Consider the following 16,319-nt stretch of genomic DNA (forward strand, 5'->3'; position numbering starts at 1 on the left):
GCCTGAACGTAGGCAGCCGCTTTTATTTTTAAAAACAATGACAGACGAGAGGAATCACAATGTCTAAGATCGTTAAAGTTCTAGGCCGTGAAATCATCGATTCACGCGGTAACCCAACCGTTGAAGCTGAAGTACACCTAGAAGGTGGCTTCGTTGGTATGGCGGCAGCACCTTCAGGTGCATCAACGGGTTCTCGCGAAGCGCTAGAACTGCGTGATGGTGACAAGTCACGTTTCATGGGTAAAGGCGTTCTAAAAGCGATTGAAGCGGTTAACGGCCCAATCGCCGAAGCCCTACAAGGTAAAGACGCGAAAGCCCAAGCCGATATCGACCAAGTGATGATCGATCTCGACGGCACTGACAACAAATCTAAATTTGGTGCGAATGCTATCCTGGCGGTGTCTCTTGCTAACGCAAAAGCAGCCGCGGCTGCGAAAGGCATGCCTTTGTTTGAGCACATTGCTGAACTAAACGGCACGGCTGGTCAGTTCTCAATGCCTCTGCCAATGATGAACATCCTTAACGGTGGTGAGCACGCGGATAACAACGTTGATATCCAAGAGTTCATGATCCAGCCTGTTGGCGCGAAAACCCTGAAAGAAGCACTGCGCATCGGTGCGGAAGTATTCCACAACCTCGCAAAAGTACTGAAAGCCAAAGGCCTAAGCACTGCCGTGGGTGACGAAGGTGGTTTTGCACCGAACCTAGAATCAAACGCTGCTGCACTGGCTGCGATTAAAGAAGCGGTTGAGCAAGCGGGCTACGAGCTGGGTAAAGACATCACTCTTGCTATGGACTGTGCGGCGTCTGAGTTCTATGACAAAGAGCAAGGCATCTACAACATGAAAGGTGAAGGTAAAACCTTCTCTTCAGAAGAGTTTAACCACTACCTGGCAAAACTGGCTGAAGAATACCCAATCGTGTCTATCGAAGATGGTCTAGACGAGTCAGATTGGGATGGCTTTAAGCACCAAACTGAACTGCTGGGTGACAAACTTCAGCTAGTGGGTGATGACCTGTTCGTAACCAACACCAAGATCCTCAAAGAAGGTATCGACAAAGGTGTGGCGAACTCTATCCTGATCAAATTCAACCAGATCGGTTCTCTGACCGAAACGCTGGCGGCGATCAAGATGGCGAAAGACTCAGGCTACACAGCCGTGATCTCTCACCGTTCAGGTGAAACAGAAGACGCCACCATCGCTGACTTGGCGGTTGGTACGGCTGCAGGCCAAATCAAAACCGGTTCGATGAGCCGTTCTGATCGTGTGGCTAAGTACAACCAGCTAATCCGTATTGAAGACGCGCTGGGTGAAAAAGCACCATTTAATGGTCTAAAAGAAGTGAAAGGCCAATAATCGGCACTTAAGCACTTTTTGCCAAAAAGCCGTCCCGTTTAACGGGGCGGCTTTTTTCATTTAGGAAAACCATGACACCAGCCAGCGGATCCGCTAGCCTATGCGGTTAGTCAATCAGGGTGTGAATACCCTGAGCCGATATTGGAAGGAGTACAGGTATGAGGCTGCTATCGGTTGCACTGTTTCTCACGCTCGTGTGGCTGCAGTACGAACTGTGGCTGGGTAAAAATGGCGTGACAGACTATTGGCAAATTGAAGCCAATGTCGCCGTACAGCAACAAGCCAACCAAAAACTCGTTAAGCGTAACCAGCAAATGTACGCAGAAATTGCGGATTTGAAGCGTGGGCAAGAAGCGATTGAAGAGCGCGCACGCAATGAGCTGGGCATGATAAAGCCGGACGAGACATTTTTCCGATTAGTCGATAAATCCCAGTAACTGACAGCCGTTGACTGGCGGTACAACCAAAGAAGATAACTTGTGGTCGAACAACCCCCTTTGCAGCACAACACCGCTTTACAGCCCGGAATAAGCGCCGTGGTACCTGCCGCAGGTGTCGGCAGCAGGATGCAAGCTAGCTGCCCGAAACAATACCTCCCTCTAGCCGGCAAAATGTTGATTGAGCATACCGTTGAGCGTTTACTCTCTCACCCTGCCGTCGCTGACGTGATCATCGCCATTGGTGCTGACGATAGCTACTTTGCGCACACTCGCTTGAGTGAGCGTCCGAATGTGCGTGTGGTCTTGGGTGGAGCGACGCGTGCCGCGTCGGTGCAAGCTGGACTCGATGTGGTCAATACGCAATGGGTGATGGTGCATGATGCCGCACGCCCTTGTGTGTCGCATGCCGATATCGACGCCTTGATTAGACAGGCGCAATCTCACCCGGATGGCGCCTTACTCGCGGCGCCGGTTAGAGACACCATGAAGCGTGCGGACGCACAAGGGCAGGTGGCTCACACTGTCGAGCGTGAGGCGCTTTGGCATGCATTGACCCCACAAATGTTTTTAACCCAAACGCTAATCCAGGCACTTAATGTGGCAGGTGATCAGGTGACTGACGAAGCGTCTGCCGTTGAAGCGCTTGGGGGGAAGCCTGTGCTGGTCCCTGCCAGTGCCAGCAACATAAAAGTCACCCACCCTGAGGATAAGTGGCTGGCCGAGTTTTACCTTTCACAACAAGAAGGCAAATCATGATTCGAATTGGACATGGGTTTGATGTACACAAATTTGGTGGTGATGGCCCGGTGATCATTGGTGGTGTGGCTGTGCCTTATGAACAAGGGTTGCTTGCGCACTCGGACGGTGATGTGGCACTCCATGCACTGTGTGATGCCCTGTTGGGCGCGATTGCTGCCGGTGACATTGGCCAGCATTTCCCAGACACCAGTGATGAGTGGAAAGGCGCCGACAGCCGTATGCTGCTGCGCGACGTTTACCGCAAAGTACAAGACAAAGGCTATTGCTTGGGCAATGCAGATATCACTATCATCGCGCAAGCGCCTAAAATGGGCCCACATATCGACGCAATGCGTGAAACCATCGCCAGTGATTTGTGTGTGACGGTGGATGCGGTTAACGTCAAAGCCACCACCTCAGAGCGTTTGGGGTTTACCGGACGCAAAGAAGGCATTGCCTGTGAGGCGGTGGTGCTATTAAACAAAGAGGCCGTATGACAGACTTACTCGCGCCCTTGGCTTACTTACATGGCCAACCGACACAGTCAGGAACGTTAAAAGCGTCACCGGACGATTTTATTGTCTCAGAATCCCTGGGTTTCACCCCATCAGGTCAAGGTGAGCACTTTTTAGTGCGAATTAAAAAGCGTGGTGAAAATACCAAATACGTCGCCAATGAGCTGGCAAAAGCCTGTGGGGTTAGCTCGCGGCAAGTGAGCTGGGCGGGCCTTAAAGATCGTCACGCCGTGACAGAGCAATGGTTCAGTGTTCATCTGCCAGGCAAAGCGGATCCGGATTTAGCAGCGTTTGTCCAAAATCATCCAGGCGTTGTGAGCATTGAAGGGACAGCCCGGCATCAGCATAAATTGCGCCCTGGCGATCTGACCGGCAATCAGTTCACGCTCTGCATTCGTGACCTGGCGTCGCCACAGGCTTTAGTGCCGCGCTTAGCCGCGATAGCCGAGCAGGGCGTGCCCAATTACTTTGGTACACAGCGCTTTGGCCGTGATGGCAATAATGTTGAGATGGCGCGTGCTTGGGGACGTGGAGAGAAAAAAGTCCGTGACAAAAGCAAACGCAGTTTTTATCTCTCAGCAGCCCGATCGCTGCTGTTTAATCAAGTCGTCTCTGCACGAATAGAGGCGGATGCCTTTACCTCTACCTTGGCGGGTGACCTGTGTCTCGACGCGCAGCAGCAAACGTACTTGGTTGAGCAGGCAGGGCAGTGTCATTCTGCGATCACCGGCCCTCTGACCGGCGATAATGCGTTGCCCACTGAGGGGCAAGCACAGCACTTTGAGCAAGCGGTGGTCGACAAAGAGCCTGAGCTATTAGCCGTGATCCGTGATAATCGCATGCGCCATGACCGTCGTGTGTTGTGTTTACTGCCGCAAGCGATGACCTGGACACACGATGCTGACACCTTAACCGTGAGTTTCTTTTTACCCGCGGGCGCATTTGCCACCGCGGTGATGCGAGAGTTAGTCGTCGCGAGCCCACAAGGAGAGCACAATGCGAATATTGATTAGTAACGACGACGGTTACCATGCTCAAGGGATCCAAACCTTGACCGAAGCGTTATCGACCATCGCAGATGTGGTGGTGGCCGCGCCGGATCGTAATTGTTCAGGCGCGTCAAATTCACTCACATTGGAAAACCCCTTACGCGTGCGCGAACTTGGACCTCAGCGTTATGCGGTTCAGGGGACCCCCACAGACTCGGTGCATTTGGCGCTACGGCAATTGGTACCCTGGGAGCCTGATTTTGTGATCACTGGGATTAACCATGGTGCTAACCTCGGTGATGATGTGCTTTACTCGGGGACAGTGGCCGCGGCGACAGAGGGCTTTTTCCTGGGCGCGCCAGCTATTGCAGTCTCACTATGTGGTCACCAACACTTTGAGACAGCTGCGCATGTAGTGAAACAATTCTTAGCCAAGAACCAGCGCCATGCCGCGCCCAGCCACCGCCTCATTAATATTAATGTGCCCGATGTGCCAATCGATAGCCTAGAGGGGTGGAAAGTGACACGTCTTGGCGCCCGTCATCATGCCGAAGACGTGATAAAACAAAGCGATCCGAGGGGCAAACCGATATACTGGGTCGGTGCGCCAGGTCAAACCCAAGATGCAGGGCCGGGAACCGATTTTCACGCCATTGCGGCGCAGTACGTTTCTATTACGCCACTGCAGGTAGACTTAACCGCCCATGATACCCTAGGCGTGTTTTCACAATGGTTAAGTGAGTAGGCGGCAAGTACGTCATCGTTGGTGAGCCGCATTGAGGCGGCAACCGTTTCAATAGACTTATACTCAGTGATAAAGGAAGCAGACGTTGAGTCAAGCGCAATCACTTATTCAATTTTTGCAGCAACAAGGTGTGACTGACACCGATGTGCTAAACGCCATGCAGGCGGTGCCTCGGCATTTATTTGTCTCTGAAGCCATGACCCACCAAGCTTATGGTAACAATGCGTTACCTATTGGATGGGGACAAACTATTTCACAACCTTATATTGTGGCTAAGATGACATCATTGCTCAATTTGCGACGCGATAGTCGCATTTTGGAAATTGGCACCGGATCGGGTTATCAAACAGCGGTCCTCGCTAACTTGGTTGATCATGTTTATTCTGTCGAGCGGATCAAACCATTACAAATGCTGGCCAAACGGCGCTTAAAGCAGCTAGATATTTATAATGTGTCGACAAAACATGGAGATGGTTGGCAAGGGTGGCCGTCGAAGGGCCCTTATGATGCGATCATGGTAACAGCGGCCGCGGCCCACGTGCCCGACGCACTGTGCGATCAGCTCAATGATGGCGGCGTGATGCTTATTCCGATTGGTGATGATGAGCAAATATTGATGCGCGTCACTCGCCAAGGCACCACTTTTCACACCGAGACGGTTGAATCGGTTAAATTTGTTCCCCTGGTGGCAGGTGAGCTGGCATAAACTGTCTCAGAGATGGAGCTGTGTTTAAAAACAGATGAAAATCGCGCTTTTTCTGTCACTGTTAGTGGTTATATCTGGTTGTTCCTGGCGAGGGCCGGCACCGGTATCCAGCGTGACACCAGACTATACCAGCGTTGATAGAGGCAGCTATCGCGGCAGTTATTACGAAGTGAAGAAAGGCGATACCCTCTACTATATCGCTTATATCACGGATCGTGATATCGACGACATCATCGAACACAACAATCTACAGCCTCCCTATACCATTTATCCCGGGCAGACACTGGCTTTGTGGAAGCCCGCCTACCAACGCCCTGACGTGGCCCAATCCACATCAGGCGCGACAAATGTGGCCTCTGCCACAACGTCAGCTGCAAGCGCGAGCGTGGCAGCAGCATCTTCTAGAAAAAGCGCCAACCCTAGCAAATTCGAGGAAAAAAAGAAGTCTAAAACCGCGACTAAACGCACAAAAGGCGTTGAATCGGGGTCATCGTCGAGGTACAGTCAAACGAAAGAAAAAAGTAAACAAGCTGTTAACAAGCGGACCGCCAGCCCATCTAACCAACAGATAAGCTGGCAATGGCCAACCAGAGGCCGGATGGTGTCCCGATTTTCTAGCACAGAGCGAGGCAATAAGGGCATAGATATTGCTGGACAACGAGGACAGGGCATTCAGGCAGCGGCAGATGGAAAAGTCGTGTACGCCGGCAGTGCGCTTCGGGGTTACGGTAAATTAATAATAGTGAAACACAATGATGATTATCTAAGCGCCTATGCGCATAACGATAGTTTTTACGTTTCAGAAGGCCAAGCTGTCAAAAAGGGGCAGAAAATAGCTTCCATGGGCAGTTCTGGTGCAAACAGTGTTCGGTTGCATTTTGAAATTCGCTACAAAGGAAAATCGGTCAATCCGTTACATTATCTGCCAAAGCGGTAGCACAGGGTAACCAAGGTGATATCGCCGCAGCCACCAATGTGACGGGGCCGGTATAAGCAGAAATGCGTTCTGCTTAGCTGCTACGTCATAAGGGAGGCGCTATGAGCCAAACAAATACCGCAAAGAAACTGGACGGCTTGAACCAAGACGTTGAATTCGACACCGTGGAAGCTCAAGCTGACGAGGTGCTCGAAGAAGTCGAAGAGGCAGTACAGCAACAAGCGGCCACTTCAAAGGCCTCTGATGCCACCCAACTCTACCTCAGCGAAATTGGCTTTTCACCGCTGCTTACCGCTGAAGAAGAGGTGCTCTACGCACGTCGAGCGCTGCGCGGTGACGAGGTTGCTCGCAAGCGTATGATTGAGAGTAATCTTCGCTTGGTGGTGAAAATCTCACGTCGCTATTCTAACCGTGGTTTAGCGCTGCTCGATTTGGTCGAAGAAGGAAACCTCGGCCTGATCCGTGCGGTGGAGAAGTTTGACCCTGAACGCGGCTTCCGCTTTTCAACCTATGCAACCTGGTGGATTCGTCAAACCATTGAACGTGCCATCATGAACCAAACGCGTACCATTCGCCTGCCTATTCACGTGGTGAAAGAGCTGAATGTGTATCTGCGCACGGCGCGCGAGCTGGCGCAAAAGCTTGACCATGAACCGACCGCTGAAGACATCGCGGCGCAGCTTGATAAGCCAGTGGAAGACGTGAACCGGATGCTTCGTCTTAACGAGCGTATTGGCTCTGTGGATAACCCAATTGGCGGCGATTCAGAAAAAGCCTTGCTAGACATCATTCCAGATGAGAAGCAAGACGGCCCTGAGTACACCACACAAGACGATGACATGAAAAAGTCGATTGTGCAGTGGCTACAAGAGCTTAACCCTAAGCAGCGAGAAGTGTTATCACGTCGTTTCGGGCTTTTGGGTCACGAAGCGTCAACGCTGGAAGATGTGGGGCGTGAGATTGGTTTGACTCGCGAGCGAGTACGTCAAATCCAGGTGGAAGGGCTACGCCGCTTGCGCGACATGCTGACGCATCAAGGACTGAGCATTGAATCGCTCTTTAACGTTGAGCAATAAACGCGCTGTCAATCTCGCATCAGTCATAGCGCGAGACTGACAATCATAGACGCAAATGAAGGGACAGCGATGGCTGTCCCTTTTTATTGGCGGTCATGACGGTTCGCAAGATGACGGCGCGGCCGATTAGCGAGATTGCTGTAACGCCTTGAGGGCATAGAGGGCGTCTAAGGCTTGCCGCGGGGTCATCTCATCAGGGTTTAACGCATCGACTGCGTTATCCAGCTCGCTGGGTTCAGGCAGTAAGGCGAGCTGAGCGGGGGCAGGATCACCGACCGTTTGTTCAGCATTAATGGTATGTTGGCCGCTTTGCTCTAGTTGTGCCAGTTTATGCTTGGCGCGCCGAATCACCGGCTTGGGAACGCCAGCGAGGCTCGCCACGGCCAGACCATAAGACTTACTGGCTGCCCCTTCCTGAACCGCGTGCATAAACGCAATGTCATCGCCATGCTCCATGGCATCAAGGTGCACATTCACCAAGCCTTCCATTTGCCCTGGCAGTTCAGTGAGTTCGAAATAATGGGTGGCAAACAAGGTCATTGCTTGGATTTTCTCTGCCAACCATTCCGCGCTGGCCCACGCCAAAGATAAGCCATCGTAGGTGCTGGTACCGCGGCCAATCTCGTCCATCAACACCAAGCTGTTAGCAGTTGCATTGTGGAGAATATTGGCGGTTTCTGTCATTTCCACCATAAATGTGGAGCGGCCGGAAGCGAGATCATCAGAGGCACCAATACGAGTGAAAATGCGATCGACGGGCCCAATGGTTGCACGATCGGCGGGCACATAAGCACCAATATGACTCAGCAAGGTGATCAACGCGGTTTGGCGCATATAAGTGGATTTACCTCCCATATTAGGACCGGTAATGATCAACATTCGGCGCTCAGGACTTAAGGCGATGGGGTTGGGAATAAAAGGGTCAGTCATCACTTGTTCAACCACAGGATGGCGACCGGCCTCAATATTGATCCCCGGTTTGTCGCTAAGGGTGGGGCGATGATAATTGAGTGTATCTGCTCGCTCGGCGAGATTACATAGTACATCGAGCCCAGAGAGCGCTTCAGAGGCATGTTGCAGCTGGGCCAAGTGTGGCAGTAACAAATCAAACAACTCTTCCCACAAACGCTTCTCTAACGCTAACGCATTAGAGCGAGAGCTTAAGACTTTATCTTCGTGCTCTTTTAATTCGGGGATAATGTAACGCTCTGCATTTTTAAGCGTTTGCCGGCGGACATAGTGTGTCGGCACCCGATCGCTTTGCGCGCGGCTGATTTGGATGTAAAAACCATGGACTTGGTTATAACCCACCTTCAGGGTATCGATGCCATATTGCTCGCGCTCGCGGGTTTCTAGTTCTTCTAAGTAGCGTGATGCGCCTTCCGATAAGTCGCGCCATTCATCCAGTTCTGCGTGGTAACCTGGCGCAATCACACCGCCATCACGGATCACCACCGGCGGGGTCTCGACCACTGCACGGGTGAGCAAATCTTGCAGCTCTGGCATCGGTGTGGTGGCAGTGAGGTAATCGGAAAACGCACCGTGATCCAGCTCGGTAAGCAATGTCTGTACCTCGGGCAGCTGTGCTAATGCGGTGCGCAGCCTTGCCATATCACGCGGACGGGCGGATCGCATTGCCAAGCGAGCCAGTACACGTTCAATGTCGCCAACCGGTTTGAGTGCTGCACTTAATTCCGAGTGTAGGCCACTATCAAGCAATGTCCCGATTGCATCCAAACGTTGGTTGAGTACATGGCTATCGCGTAGAGGTTGATGGAGCCAGCGCTTCAGTAAGCGACTGCCCATCGGCGTCGTCGTCCGATCCAAAACGTCAGCCAGCGTATTGTCGGTGCCGCCAGCGAGGTTTTGGGTGATCTCTAAATTGCGCCGTGTGGCAGCGTCTAACACCACAGCGGTGTCTTGCTGATCTTTGATGATGGCACGAATATGGGGGAGCGCGGTGCGTTGGGTTTCTTTGGCGTACTGCAACACACAGCCAGCGGCACAGAGCCCCAGCGTACAGTCTTCCACGCCAAAACCGACTAAATCGCGCGTGCCAAATTGACCGGTCAGTTGACTGCGAGCAGTGTCGAGATCGAACTCCCAAATGGGGCGACGCCTTGCGCCGCGGCTCACCGCAAGTAAATCAGGGTAGGGAAAGTCTTCGGGGTAAAGCAGCTCTGCCGGTTGCGTGCGTTGCAGCTCCGCTTGCATTTGCTCGTAGGTGGCAGGTTCAGTCAGCACGAAGCGCCCTGATGTGATATCTAGGGTGGCAAAACCAAATTGGTCGTTATGACAGGTCAGTGCGGCGACCAAGTTATCAACCCGCTCGCTAAGCAGCGCTTCATCCGATACCGTACCGGGGGTGACGATTCGCACCACCTGGCGCTCAACCGGGCCTTTACTCGTGGCGGGATCGCCGATCTGTTCACAAATCGCCACCGGCTCTCCTAGCTGCACCAGCTTGGCTAAATATCCCTCTACGGCATGAAAGGGCACACCCGCCATGGGGATCGGTTCACCGCCTGAGCTGCCGCGCTTAGTCAGCGAGATATCCAAAAGCTGAGAGGCACGTTTGGCATCGTCGTAAAAGAGTTCGTAAAAATCCCCCATGCGATAGAACAGCAGTTCTTCAGGGTGCTGCGCCTTGAGTTTGAGGTACTGTTGCATCATAGGGGTGTGCTTTTCGAGCGCTTGTACTGTCACGACTAGACCTGCAAAATGGAACATTGAAAAGGGTAGGTAGAATACGTGATCGTACGGCAAAGGGTAAAGTTGCGGTACCGGTTTCTTCACCCTAAACAAAAGGAGTGAATGGTGGAACAGTTATTCTCGCTAGCAAAGCAACTCGGTGACGCCTTATTGGATGCGGGCTTAACGGTGACCACCGCAGAGTCTTGCACCGGTGGCGGTATTGCTTACTGCTTGACGGACGTGCCGGGTAGCTCGCAGTGGTTTCAGCAAGCTTGGGTCACCTATAGCAACCAGGCTAAGCATCAACAGGTGCATGTGCCAGACGATTTATTGACCCAATACGGCGCGGTCAGTGAGCCTGTGGTAACGGCCATGGCAGAGGGCGCACTTAATGAGGCTGCCGCTGACTTGGCGATTGCCGTTAGCGGTGTCGCTGGTCCTAGTGGAGGCAGTGCGGATAAACCTGTTGGCACCGTGTGGTTCGCATGGGCTTGGCATGGCGGCGAAACCGACACTGAAGTGTGTCATTTTGAGGGTGATAGGCGCGCGGTCCGTGAACAAACAGTCGTGCACGCGTTGTCACATGCTCTCACGCGCTTGTCTCCGTAACTGGAGGCGTGTCGCATCACAAAGATTTTTTCTATACAGGGCTAGACACTGTATAAATGGACAGTATACTTAGCCCCAATTACTGATAGCTTTCATCGCATAGCGATAGCGTTTTATTTCCTGGAGACTGAAATGGACGATAACAAAGAAAAGGCGCTCGCAGCCGCACTCGGACAAATCGAAAAGCAATTTGGCAAAGGCTCAATCATGCGTCTGGGTGATGACCGCACTATGGACATCGAAACCGTATCGACCGGCTCTTTGTCTCTCGATATCGCCCTAGGTGCAGGTGGCCTGCCTTTTGGTCGTATTATCGAAATCTATGGCCCAGAGTCATCAGGTAAAACGACGCTGACGCTAGAAGCGATTGCCGAAGCACAAAAAATGGGTAAGACCTGTGCCTTTATCGACGCTGAGCATGCCCTTGACCCTATTTATGCGCGCAAGCTGGGTGTGGATATCGATAACCTTTTGGTCTCTCAGCCAGATACCGGTGAGCAAGCGTTGGAAATCGCTGATGCACTGACACGCTCGGGCGCTGTCGATATGATCGTCATTGACTCGGTAGCGGCATTGACACCTAAAGCTGAGATTGAAGGCGAGATGGGCGACTCACACATGGGTCTGCAAGCGCGTATGTTGTCACAAGCGATGCGTAAGCTCACAGCCAACATCAAAAACAGCAATACCATGATGGTATTCATCAACCAAATTCGCATGAAAATTGGTGTGATGTTTGGTAACCCAGAAACCACGACTGGGGGTAACGCGTTAAAATTCTACGCCTCGGTTCGCCTGGATATTCGCCGCATTGGTGCGATTAAAGAAGGTGACGAAGTGGTGGGGAACGAAACCCGCGTCAAAGTAGTAAAAAACAAAGTCGCTGCACCCTTCAAACAAGCTGAGTTCCAAATCCTTTACGGCCAAGGCATTAACTTGCAAGGTGAATTAGTGGACTTGGGCGTAAAACACAAGCTGGTAGAAAAAGCCGGTGCTTGGTATAGCTACAAAGGCGATAAAATTGGCCAGGGCAAAGCAAACGCATGCAAATACCTAAAAGAAAACCCGCACGTCGCTGAAGAAATCGACACCACCTTGCGTGAGATGCTACTGCAAACCGCGCTAAATAACGAAGCGGTCGACGCGAACGCAGAAGCAGAAACCGAGGACGACCAACTGTAATGGCCGCGTCGTGCCAAGAGGTCGCGGTGGGTTTATTGGCCCGCCGTGACCACTCTGTTCACGAACTGCAGCAAAAACTGTCGCAACGCGGCTTTGACCAAGACACCATCGACATCACACTGGAGCAGTGTCTGGCGCGTGGGTGGTTGGATGATGCCCGCTTTGCGGCCAGCTTGTTGCGCCAAGGTGTAAGTAAACACCATGGCTGGTTACGTATTTGCCAAGACGCCAAGCGAAAAGGTATCGACACTGAGTTATTATCACGCGCCGAACAGGAGCAGGAGGTTGACTGGTATGCGCTAGCCAGAGAGACCGCAGAGCGTAAATATGCCGATCTCGATGGTCGCCTTCCGCCTGCCGAGCAAAAGGAAAAAGCCAAACGCATGCGCTTTTTACAGTCACGTGGCTTTAACTTTGATCAAATCCAATACGCACTCAGTCACGACGATCCGGACACGCATTTCTAAACCAATCCCACTCTGTCTCTTTTCCGCACGCGATCGGTTGTTTACAATGGCGTAAATAAAACCATGCTTCCATCGCGTCACGACCATATCTGGTTGCTAACGCAATATTCGATTATCAGGATTAGCCAATGTATATGAGCACTGATGAGATCCGTACAGCGTTTCTCAAGTTCTTTGAAAGCAAAGGGCACCAGATTGTGCCTAGCTCGTCGCTCGTGCCTGCCGATGACCCAACGCTTTTGTTTACCAACGCAGGAATGAACCAGTTTAAAGACACCTTTTTAGGGGTTGAAAAGCGTGACTACACGCGTGCAACGTCAGCACAGCGTTGTGTGCGGGCGGGCGGCAAACACAACGACCTTGAAAACGTCGGTTTTACCGCGCGCCACCATACCTTCTTTGAAATGCTCGGCAATTTCAGCTTCGGTGATTACTTCAAGCAAGATGCGATTCAGTACGCGTGGACGTTTTTGACTGAAACGATTGGCTTGCCAAAAGAAAAGCTACTGGTGACTGTTTACAAAACCGATGACGAAGCGTTCGATATTTGGCACCAGCAAATTGGCGTGCCTGCGGATCGCATTGTGCGTATTGGTGATAAGGAAGGCGGTAAGCCTTACGAGTCAGACAACTTTTGGCAAATGGGCGATACTGGGCCATGCGGACCATGCAGTGAGATCTTTTATGATCACGGTGAGCATATCTGGGGCGGTCCTCCAGGGACGCCAGAAGAAGACGGAGATCGCTTCATTGAGATCTGGAATATCGTCTTTATGCAATTCAATCGTCAAGCTGACGGTACGATGGAGAACCTACCTAAGCCGTCAGTGGATACCGGCATGGGGATTGAGCGGATTGCGGCCATCAAGCAGGGCGTCCATTCCAACTATGAAATTGATGTTTTCCAGCAATTAATTAAGCAAGTCGCGGAGATCATCGGGGTTGAAGATCTGACTAACCAGTCTTTGCGCGTGGTGGCAGACCATATCCGCTCTTGTGCGTATTTGATTGTTGATGGCGTGATGCCATCGAACGAAGGGCGGGGCTATGTGTTGCGCCGTATTATTCGCCGCGCGGTTCGTCATGGTAACAAGCTCGGCAGCAAAGACGCGTTTTTCTACAAGTTGGTTGGTCCTCTCGCCACCATCATGGGGACGGCAGGTGAAGACTTGCGTGCGCAGCAAACCATGGTGGAAAAAGTCCTTAAGATTGAAGAGGATAACTTTGGCCGCACGCTTGAGCGTGGCATGTTGATGTTGGAAGAGGCTTTGGACAAGGTTAAGGGTGACGAGTTGGATGGCGAAACTGTCTTCAAACTCTATGACACATACGGCTTCCCAGCAGACTTAACTAACGATGTTGCGCGTGAGCGCGGTTATCGTATTGATGAAGCTGGCTTTGAAGCGGCGATGGCAGCGCAGCGTCAGCGCGCGCGGGAAGCCGGGCAGTTTGGCACCGACTACAACCAAGCGATAAAAGTGGAGCATGGCTCGGATTTTTGTGGTTACACAGGGACAGAAGGCACCGGCCAGATCACTGAGATTTTTGTCGATGGAGACACCGTTGATAGCCTGGTATCAGGCGATAAAGCGGTCGTGATCCTTGACCACACCCCTTTCTACGCCGAGGCTGGTGGCCAGTGTGGTGATACAGGGGTGATAGAAACAGACCAAGGGCAATTTATCGTGACGGATACCCAAAAAGCGGGGCAAGCCATTGCGCATTACGGTAGCTTGTCGGAAGGGCAACTGAGTGTCGGGACACAAGCAACCGCTCGCGTCGATGCAGAGCGTCGTCACGCGGTAGCGATGAATCACTCCGCCACCCACTTACTGCACGCCGCGCTGCGTGAGGTACTGGGGGAGCACATTGCGCAGAAAGGCTCGCTCGTCCGGCCTGATGGGTTGCGTTTTGACTTCTCACACCTTGAACCTGTCACCGCTGATGAACTCAAAGCGGTTGAGCGGATCGTGAATCAGCAAATCCGTGAAAATAGCCCCGTGCAGACTGAGGTGATGGATATCGAAGCTGCCAAGCAAAAAGGGGCGATGGCACTGTTTGGTGAGAAGTACGATGACCAAGTGCGCGTACTGAGCATGGGCGACTTCTCTATCGAGCTGTGTGGCGGGACACACGCGACGCGTACAGGTGACATTGGGATGTTTAAAATCGTCTCGGAAGCGGGTATCGCGGCTGGTGTGCGTCGTATTGAAGCCATTACCGGGCAAGCGGCCATTGATAGCGTTTATCAGCAACAGGCGGACTATGAAGCCAAGCTTGACGATGCCCAGAGCAAAGCGAAAGCGTTAGAAAAACAAATTCAGCAGCTTAAGCAGAAATTGGCCGCACAAGAAAGTGCTGGGCTGATCAATCAAGTCCGTGAGCTAAACGGGGTAAAAGTGTTGATTAGCCAACTTGATGGCGCGGATAACAAAGCGCTACGTAGTATGGTTGATGATCTGAAAAACCAAATGGGTAGCGGTATCGTGCTGCTCGGCAATGTGGCCAATGACAAAGTCGGCCTGATTGCGGGTGTCACCAAGGATTTGACCGGCACGGTAAAAGCGGGTGAACTGGTCAACCTTGTCGCGCAACAAGTGGGTGGCAAAGGCGGTGGTCGTCCTGATATGGCGCAAGCGGGGGGCAGTGATGTGAGTGCACTGCCTAGCGCGCTAGCCTCAGCAGAGACATGGCTCACTGAGCAGTTGTAATACACTTTTGTTTTTATTGAAAAGTCAAGAGGGTCGCGTATTGCGACCCTTTTTTGTGATCTAGATTAATAATTGCACTTTTTTTCTGATTCTGTATAGTGCAACGCCTTAAGCGCTGTGTCAGCGGTAAGACGTGATATTGGTTAGATTTTGTCGCCACGCTGGCCAATGCAGTACAGATTTCTCTTACACTGTTATCTCAGGTCAATCGCCTCCACGGCTAACGGCATGATGATAAAACAGTAAATTTCTCTGCCCTTTTCTGGATATGGTGTGATAATTCGGCCATAGTGTGGAATACGGACGCGAGTAAGCGCCCGTATTGGCATCATGAGCAGGGAAAGAATCCAACGATCACAGGTAACGGGCCGATACGCTGGCGGGTTATCTGGCTCAGACACTAATTGAATAAGTAAAAGATTGATACTCAAGGAGTAGAAGCATGCTGATTTTAACTCGCCGTGTGGGCGAAACCTTGATGATTGGTGATGAAGTCACTGTCACTGTATTGGGTGTAAAAGGTAACCAAGTCCGTATTGGTGTGAATGCACCGAAAGATGTTTCGGTTCATCGTGAAGAGATCTACATGCGTATTCAGGCCGAAAAAGGCGCGCCTTCAGGTGGTCAGAGCGACTACTAACAAGGCAAGAAGAGGTCGACCACAGGTCGGCCTTTTTTATCGCCGCTTTTCCCATAAAATCAGAATGAAACGGCGATAAATCCAACAATAAAATCGGGCTGTGGGTGATAATTGTCCATTTGTTGGTGGCAAGACGATTTTTGCCAGAAAAGTGTTTGACATATATGTGGCTCAAAGTAATATGTGCACCCGCAGCGACGGTGAGGTGGCCGAGTGGCTGAAGGCGCTCCCCTGCTAAGGGAGTATACGGTTTGTAGCCGTATCGAGGGTTCGAATCCCTCCCTCACCGCCATGTTGTTGCAAGCAAGATAGATGCGCGTCCGTAGCTCAGCTGGATAGAGTACCTGGCTACGAACCAGGCGGTCGGAGGTTCGAATCCTCCCGGACGCGCCACTACTTGCGGTGAGGTGGCCGAGTGGCTGAAGGCGCTCCCCTGCTAAGGGAGTATACGGTTTGTAGCCGTATCGAGGGTTCGAATCCCTCCCTCACCGCCATGATTTACAAGCCTGCCT

The 16,319-nt window shown here is 52.0% G+C and carries 15 protein-coding genes and 3 tRNA genes; 17 read left to right on the top strand and 1 reads right to left on the bottom strand.

Annotated elements, in window-relative coordinates:
• The first annotated feature begins 59 nt into the window (after positions 1-59).
• The 9 genes from eno to rpoS all read left to right on the top strand — a co-directional run bounded on the left by eno (position 60) and on the right by rpoS (position 7,504).
• A complete protein-coding gene (gene eno, locus BZG23_RS03445) occupies positions 60-1,358 on the top strand; it encodes a phosphopyruvate hydratase (RefSeq protein ID WP_077606147.1) in 1,299 nt (432 codons plus the stop codon).
• Positions 1,359-1,516: 158 nt separating this feature from the next.
• A complete protein-coding gene (ftsB, locus tag BZG23_RS03450; protein ID WP_046074097.1) occupies positions 1,517-1,795 on the top strand; it encodes a cell division protein FtsB in 279 nt (92 codons plus the stop codon).
• Between the two features lie 42 nt (positions 1,796-1,837).
• Positions 1,838-2,554, top strand: a complete 717-nt coding sequence (gene ispD / locus BZG23_RS03455; protein WP_046074098.1) for a 2-C-methyl-D-erythritol 4-phosphate cytidylyltransferase — start codon at positions 1,838-1,840, stop codon at positions 2,552-2,554.
• On the top strand, positions 2,551-3,033 hold the full coding sequence (ispF, locus tag BZG23_RS03460) for a 2-C-methyl-D-erythritol 2,4-cyclodiphosphate synthase (RefSeq protein ID WP_077578935.1): 483 nt from the start codon (positions 2,551-2,553) through the stop codon (positions 3,031-3,033). Before ispD ends, ispF begins: the two co-directional genes overlap by 4 nt.
• Positions 3,030-4,064, top strand: a complete 1,035-nt coding sequence (truD, locus tag BZG23_RS03465; protein ID WP_046074100.1) for a tRNA pseudouridine(13) synthase TruD — start codon at positions 3,030-3,032, stop codon at positions 4,062-4,064. The genes ispF and truD overlap by 4 nt, the downstream gene beginning before the upstream one ends.
• Positions 4,048-4,785 (top strand): 5'/3'-nucleotidase SurE, encoded by a 738-nt coding sequence (gene surE, locus BZG23_RS03470; protein ID WP_046074101.1) that lies wholly within the window; start codon positions 4,048-4,050, stop codon positions 4,783-4,785. The genes truD and surE overlap by 17 nt, the downstream gene beginning before the upstream one ends.
• An 85-nt stretch (positions 4,786-4,870) precedes the next feature.
• Entirely contained in the window at positions 4,871-5,491 is a 621-nt protein-coding gene (locus BZG23_RS03475; RefSeq protein WP_046074102.1) for a protein-L-isoaspartate(D-aspartate) O-methyltransferase, read from the top strand.
• Positions 5,492-5,525: 34 nt separating this feature from the next.
• Positions 5,526-6,428: a peptidoglycan DD-metalloendopeptidase family protein gene (locus tag BZG23_RS03480; RefSeq protein WP_046074103.1), complete on the top strand. Its 903-nt coding sequence runs from the start codon at positions 5,526-5,528 to the stop codon at positions 6,426-6,428.
• A 101-nt stretch (positions 6,429-6,529) separates the two neighbouring features.
• Positions 6,530-7,504, top strand: a complete 975-nt coding sequence (gene rpoS, locus BZG23_RS03485) for an RNA polymerase sigma factor RpoS (RefSeq protein WP_046074104.1) — start codon at positions 6,530-6,532, stop codon at positions 7,502-7,504.
• A gap of 126 nt (positions 7,505-7,630) precedes the next feature.
• On the opposite strand, the gene mutS is transcribed toward rpoS, so the two are convergent.
• Positions 7,631-10,234: a DNA mismatch repair protein MutS gene (gene mutS, locus BZG23_RS03490; protein ID WP_443216271.1), complete on the bottom strand. Its 2,604-nt coding sequence runs from the start codon at positions 10,232-10,234 to the stop codon at positions 7,631-7,633.
• An 87-nt stretch (positions 10,235-10,321) separates the two neighbouring features.
• Between mutS and BZG23_RS03495 the strand changes: the two genes are divergently transcribed.
• From BZG23_RS03495 to BZG23_RS03530, 8 genes are all read left to right on the top strand, one after another.
• Positions 10,322-10,807 carry a CinA family protein gene (locus BZG23_RS03495; RefSeq protein ID WP_077578961.1) on the top strand — a complete coding sequence of 162 codons (486 nt, stop codon included), beginning with the start codon at positions 10,322-10,324 and terminating at the stop codon, positions 10,805-10,807.
• Between the two features lie 132 nt (positions 10,808-10,939).
• Positions 10,940-11,989: a recombinase RecA gene (recA, locus tag BZG23_RS03500; protein WP_046074105.1), complete on the top strand. Its 1,050-nt coding sequence runs from the start codon at positions 10,940-10,942 to the stop codon at positions 11,987-11,989.
• Entirely contained in the window at positions 11,989-12,456 is a 468-nt protein-coding gene (locus tag BZG23_RS03505; RefSeq protein WP_152794935.1) for a regulatory protein RecX, read from the top strand. Before recA ends, BZG23_RS03505 begins: the two co-directional genes overlap by 1 nt.
• 128 nt (positions 12,457-12,584) lie before the next feature.
• Entirely contained in the window at positions 12,585-15,167 is a 2,583-nt protein-coding gene (alaS, locus tag BZG23_RS03510; RefSeq protein WP_077606148.1) for an alanine--tRNA ligase, read from the top strand.
• 442 nt (positions 15,168-15,609) lie between these two features.
• Complete coding sequence (csrA, locus tag BZG23_RS03515; RefSeq protein WP_046074107.1) at positions 15,610-15,807, top strand: carbon storage regulator CsrA; 198 nt, start codon at positions 15,610-15,612, stop codon at positions 15,805-15,807.
• Positions 15,808-16,006: 199 nt separating this feature from the next.
• Positions 16,007-16,099: transfer RNA gene (locus tag BZG23_RS03520), tRNA-Ser, on the top strand.
• 24 nt (positions 16,100-16,123) lie between these two features.
• A tRNA-Arg gene (locus BZG23_RS03525) sits at positions 16,124-16,200 on the top strand.
• A gap of 8 nt (positions 16,201-16,208) precedes the next feature.
• Positions 16,209-16,301, top strand: a tRNA-Ser gene (locus BZG23_RS03530).
• The last annotated feature ends 18 nt before the right edge of the window (positions 16,302-16,319 follow it).

The sequence above is a fragment of the Salinivibrio sp. ML290 genome (genome assembly GCF_001995695.1).
GTDB classification, from domain to species: Bacteria; Pseudomonadota; Gammaproteobacteria; order Enterobacterales; family Vibrionaceae; genus Salinivibrio; species Salinivibrio siamensis.

What these genes read in the sequence shown, in the direction of transcription:
- eno (WP_077606147.1), top strand. Translation starts at nt 60, where the DNA reads ATGTCTAAGATCGTTAAAGTTCTAGGCCGTGAAATCATCGATTCACGC.
- ftsB (WP_046074097.1), top strand. Translation starts at nt 1,517, where the DNA reads ATGAGGCTGCTATCGGTTGCACTGTTTCTCACGCTCGTGTGGCTGCAG.
- ispF (WP_077578935.1), top strand. Translation starts at nt 2,551, where the DNA reads ATGATTCGAATTGGACATGGGTTTGATGTACACAAATTTGGTGGTGAT.
- truD (WP_046074100.1), top strand. Translation starts at nt 3,030, where the DNA reads ATGACAGACTTACTCGCGCCCTTGGCTTACTTACATGGCCAACCGACA.
- surE (WP_046074101.1), top strand. Translation starts at nt 4,048, where the DNA reads ATGCGAATATTGATTAGTAACGACGACGGTTACCATGCTCAAGGGATC.
- BZG23_RS03480 (WP_046074103.1), top strand. Translation starts at nt 5,526, where the DNA reads ATGAAAATCGCGCTTTTTCTGTCACTGTTAGTGGTTATATCTGGTTGT.
- rpoS (WP_046074104.1), top strand. Translation starts at nt 6,530, where the DNA reads ATGAGCCAAACAAATACCGCAAAGAAACTGGACGGCTTGAACCAAGAC.
- mutS (WP_443216271.1), bottom strand. Translation starts at nt 10,234, where the DNA reads ATGTTCCATTTTGCAGGTCTAGTCGTGACAGTACAAGCGCTCGAAAAG.
- recA (WP_046074105.1), top strand. Translation starts at nt 10,940, where the DNA reads ATGGACGATAACAAAGAAAAGGCGCTCGCAGCCGCACTCGGACAAATC.
- BZG23_RS03505 (WP_152794935.1), top strand. Translation starts at nt 11,989, where the DNA reads ATGGCCGCGTCGTGCCAAGAGGTCGCGGTGGGTTTATTGGCCCGCCGT.
- alaS (WP_077606148.1), top strand. Translation starts at nt 12,585, where the DNA reads ATGTATATGAGCACTGATGAGATCCGTACAGCGTTTCTCAAGTTCTTT.
- csrA (WP_046074107.1), top strand. Translation starts at nt 15,610, where the DNA reads ATGCTGATTTTAACTCGCCGTGTGGGCGAAACCTTGATGATTGGTGAT.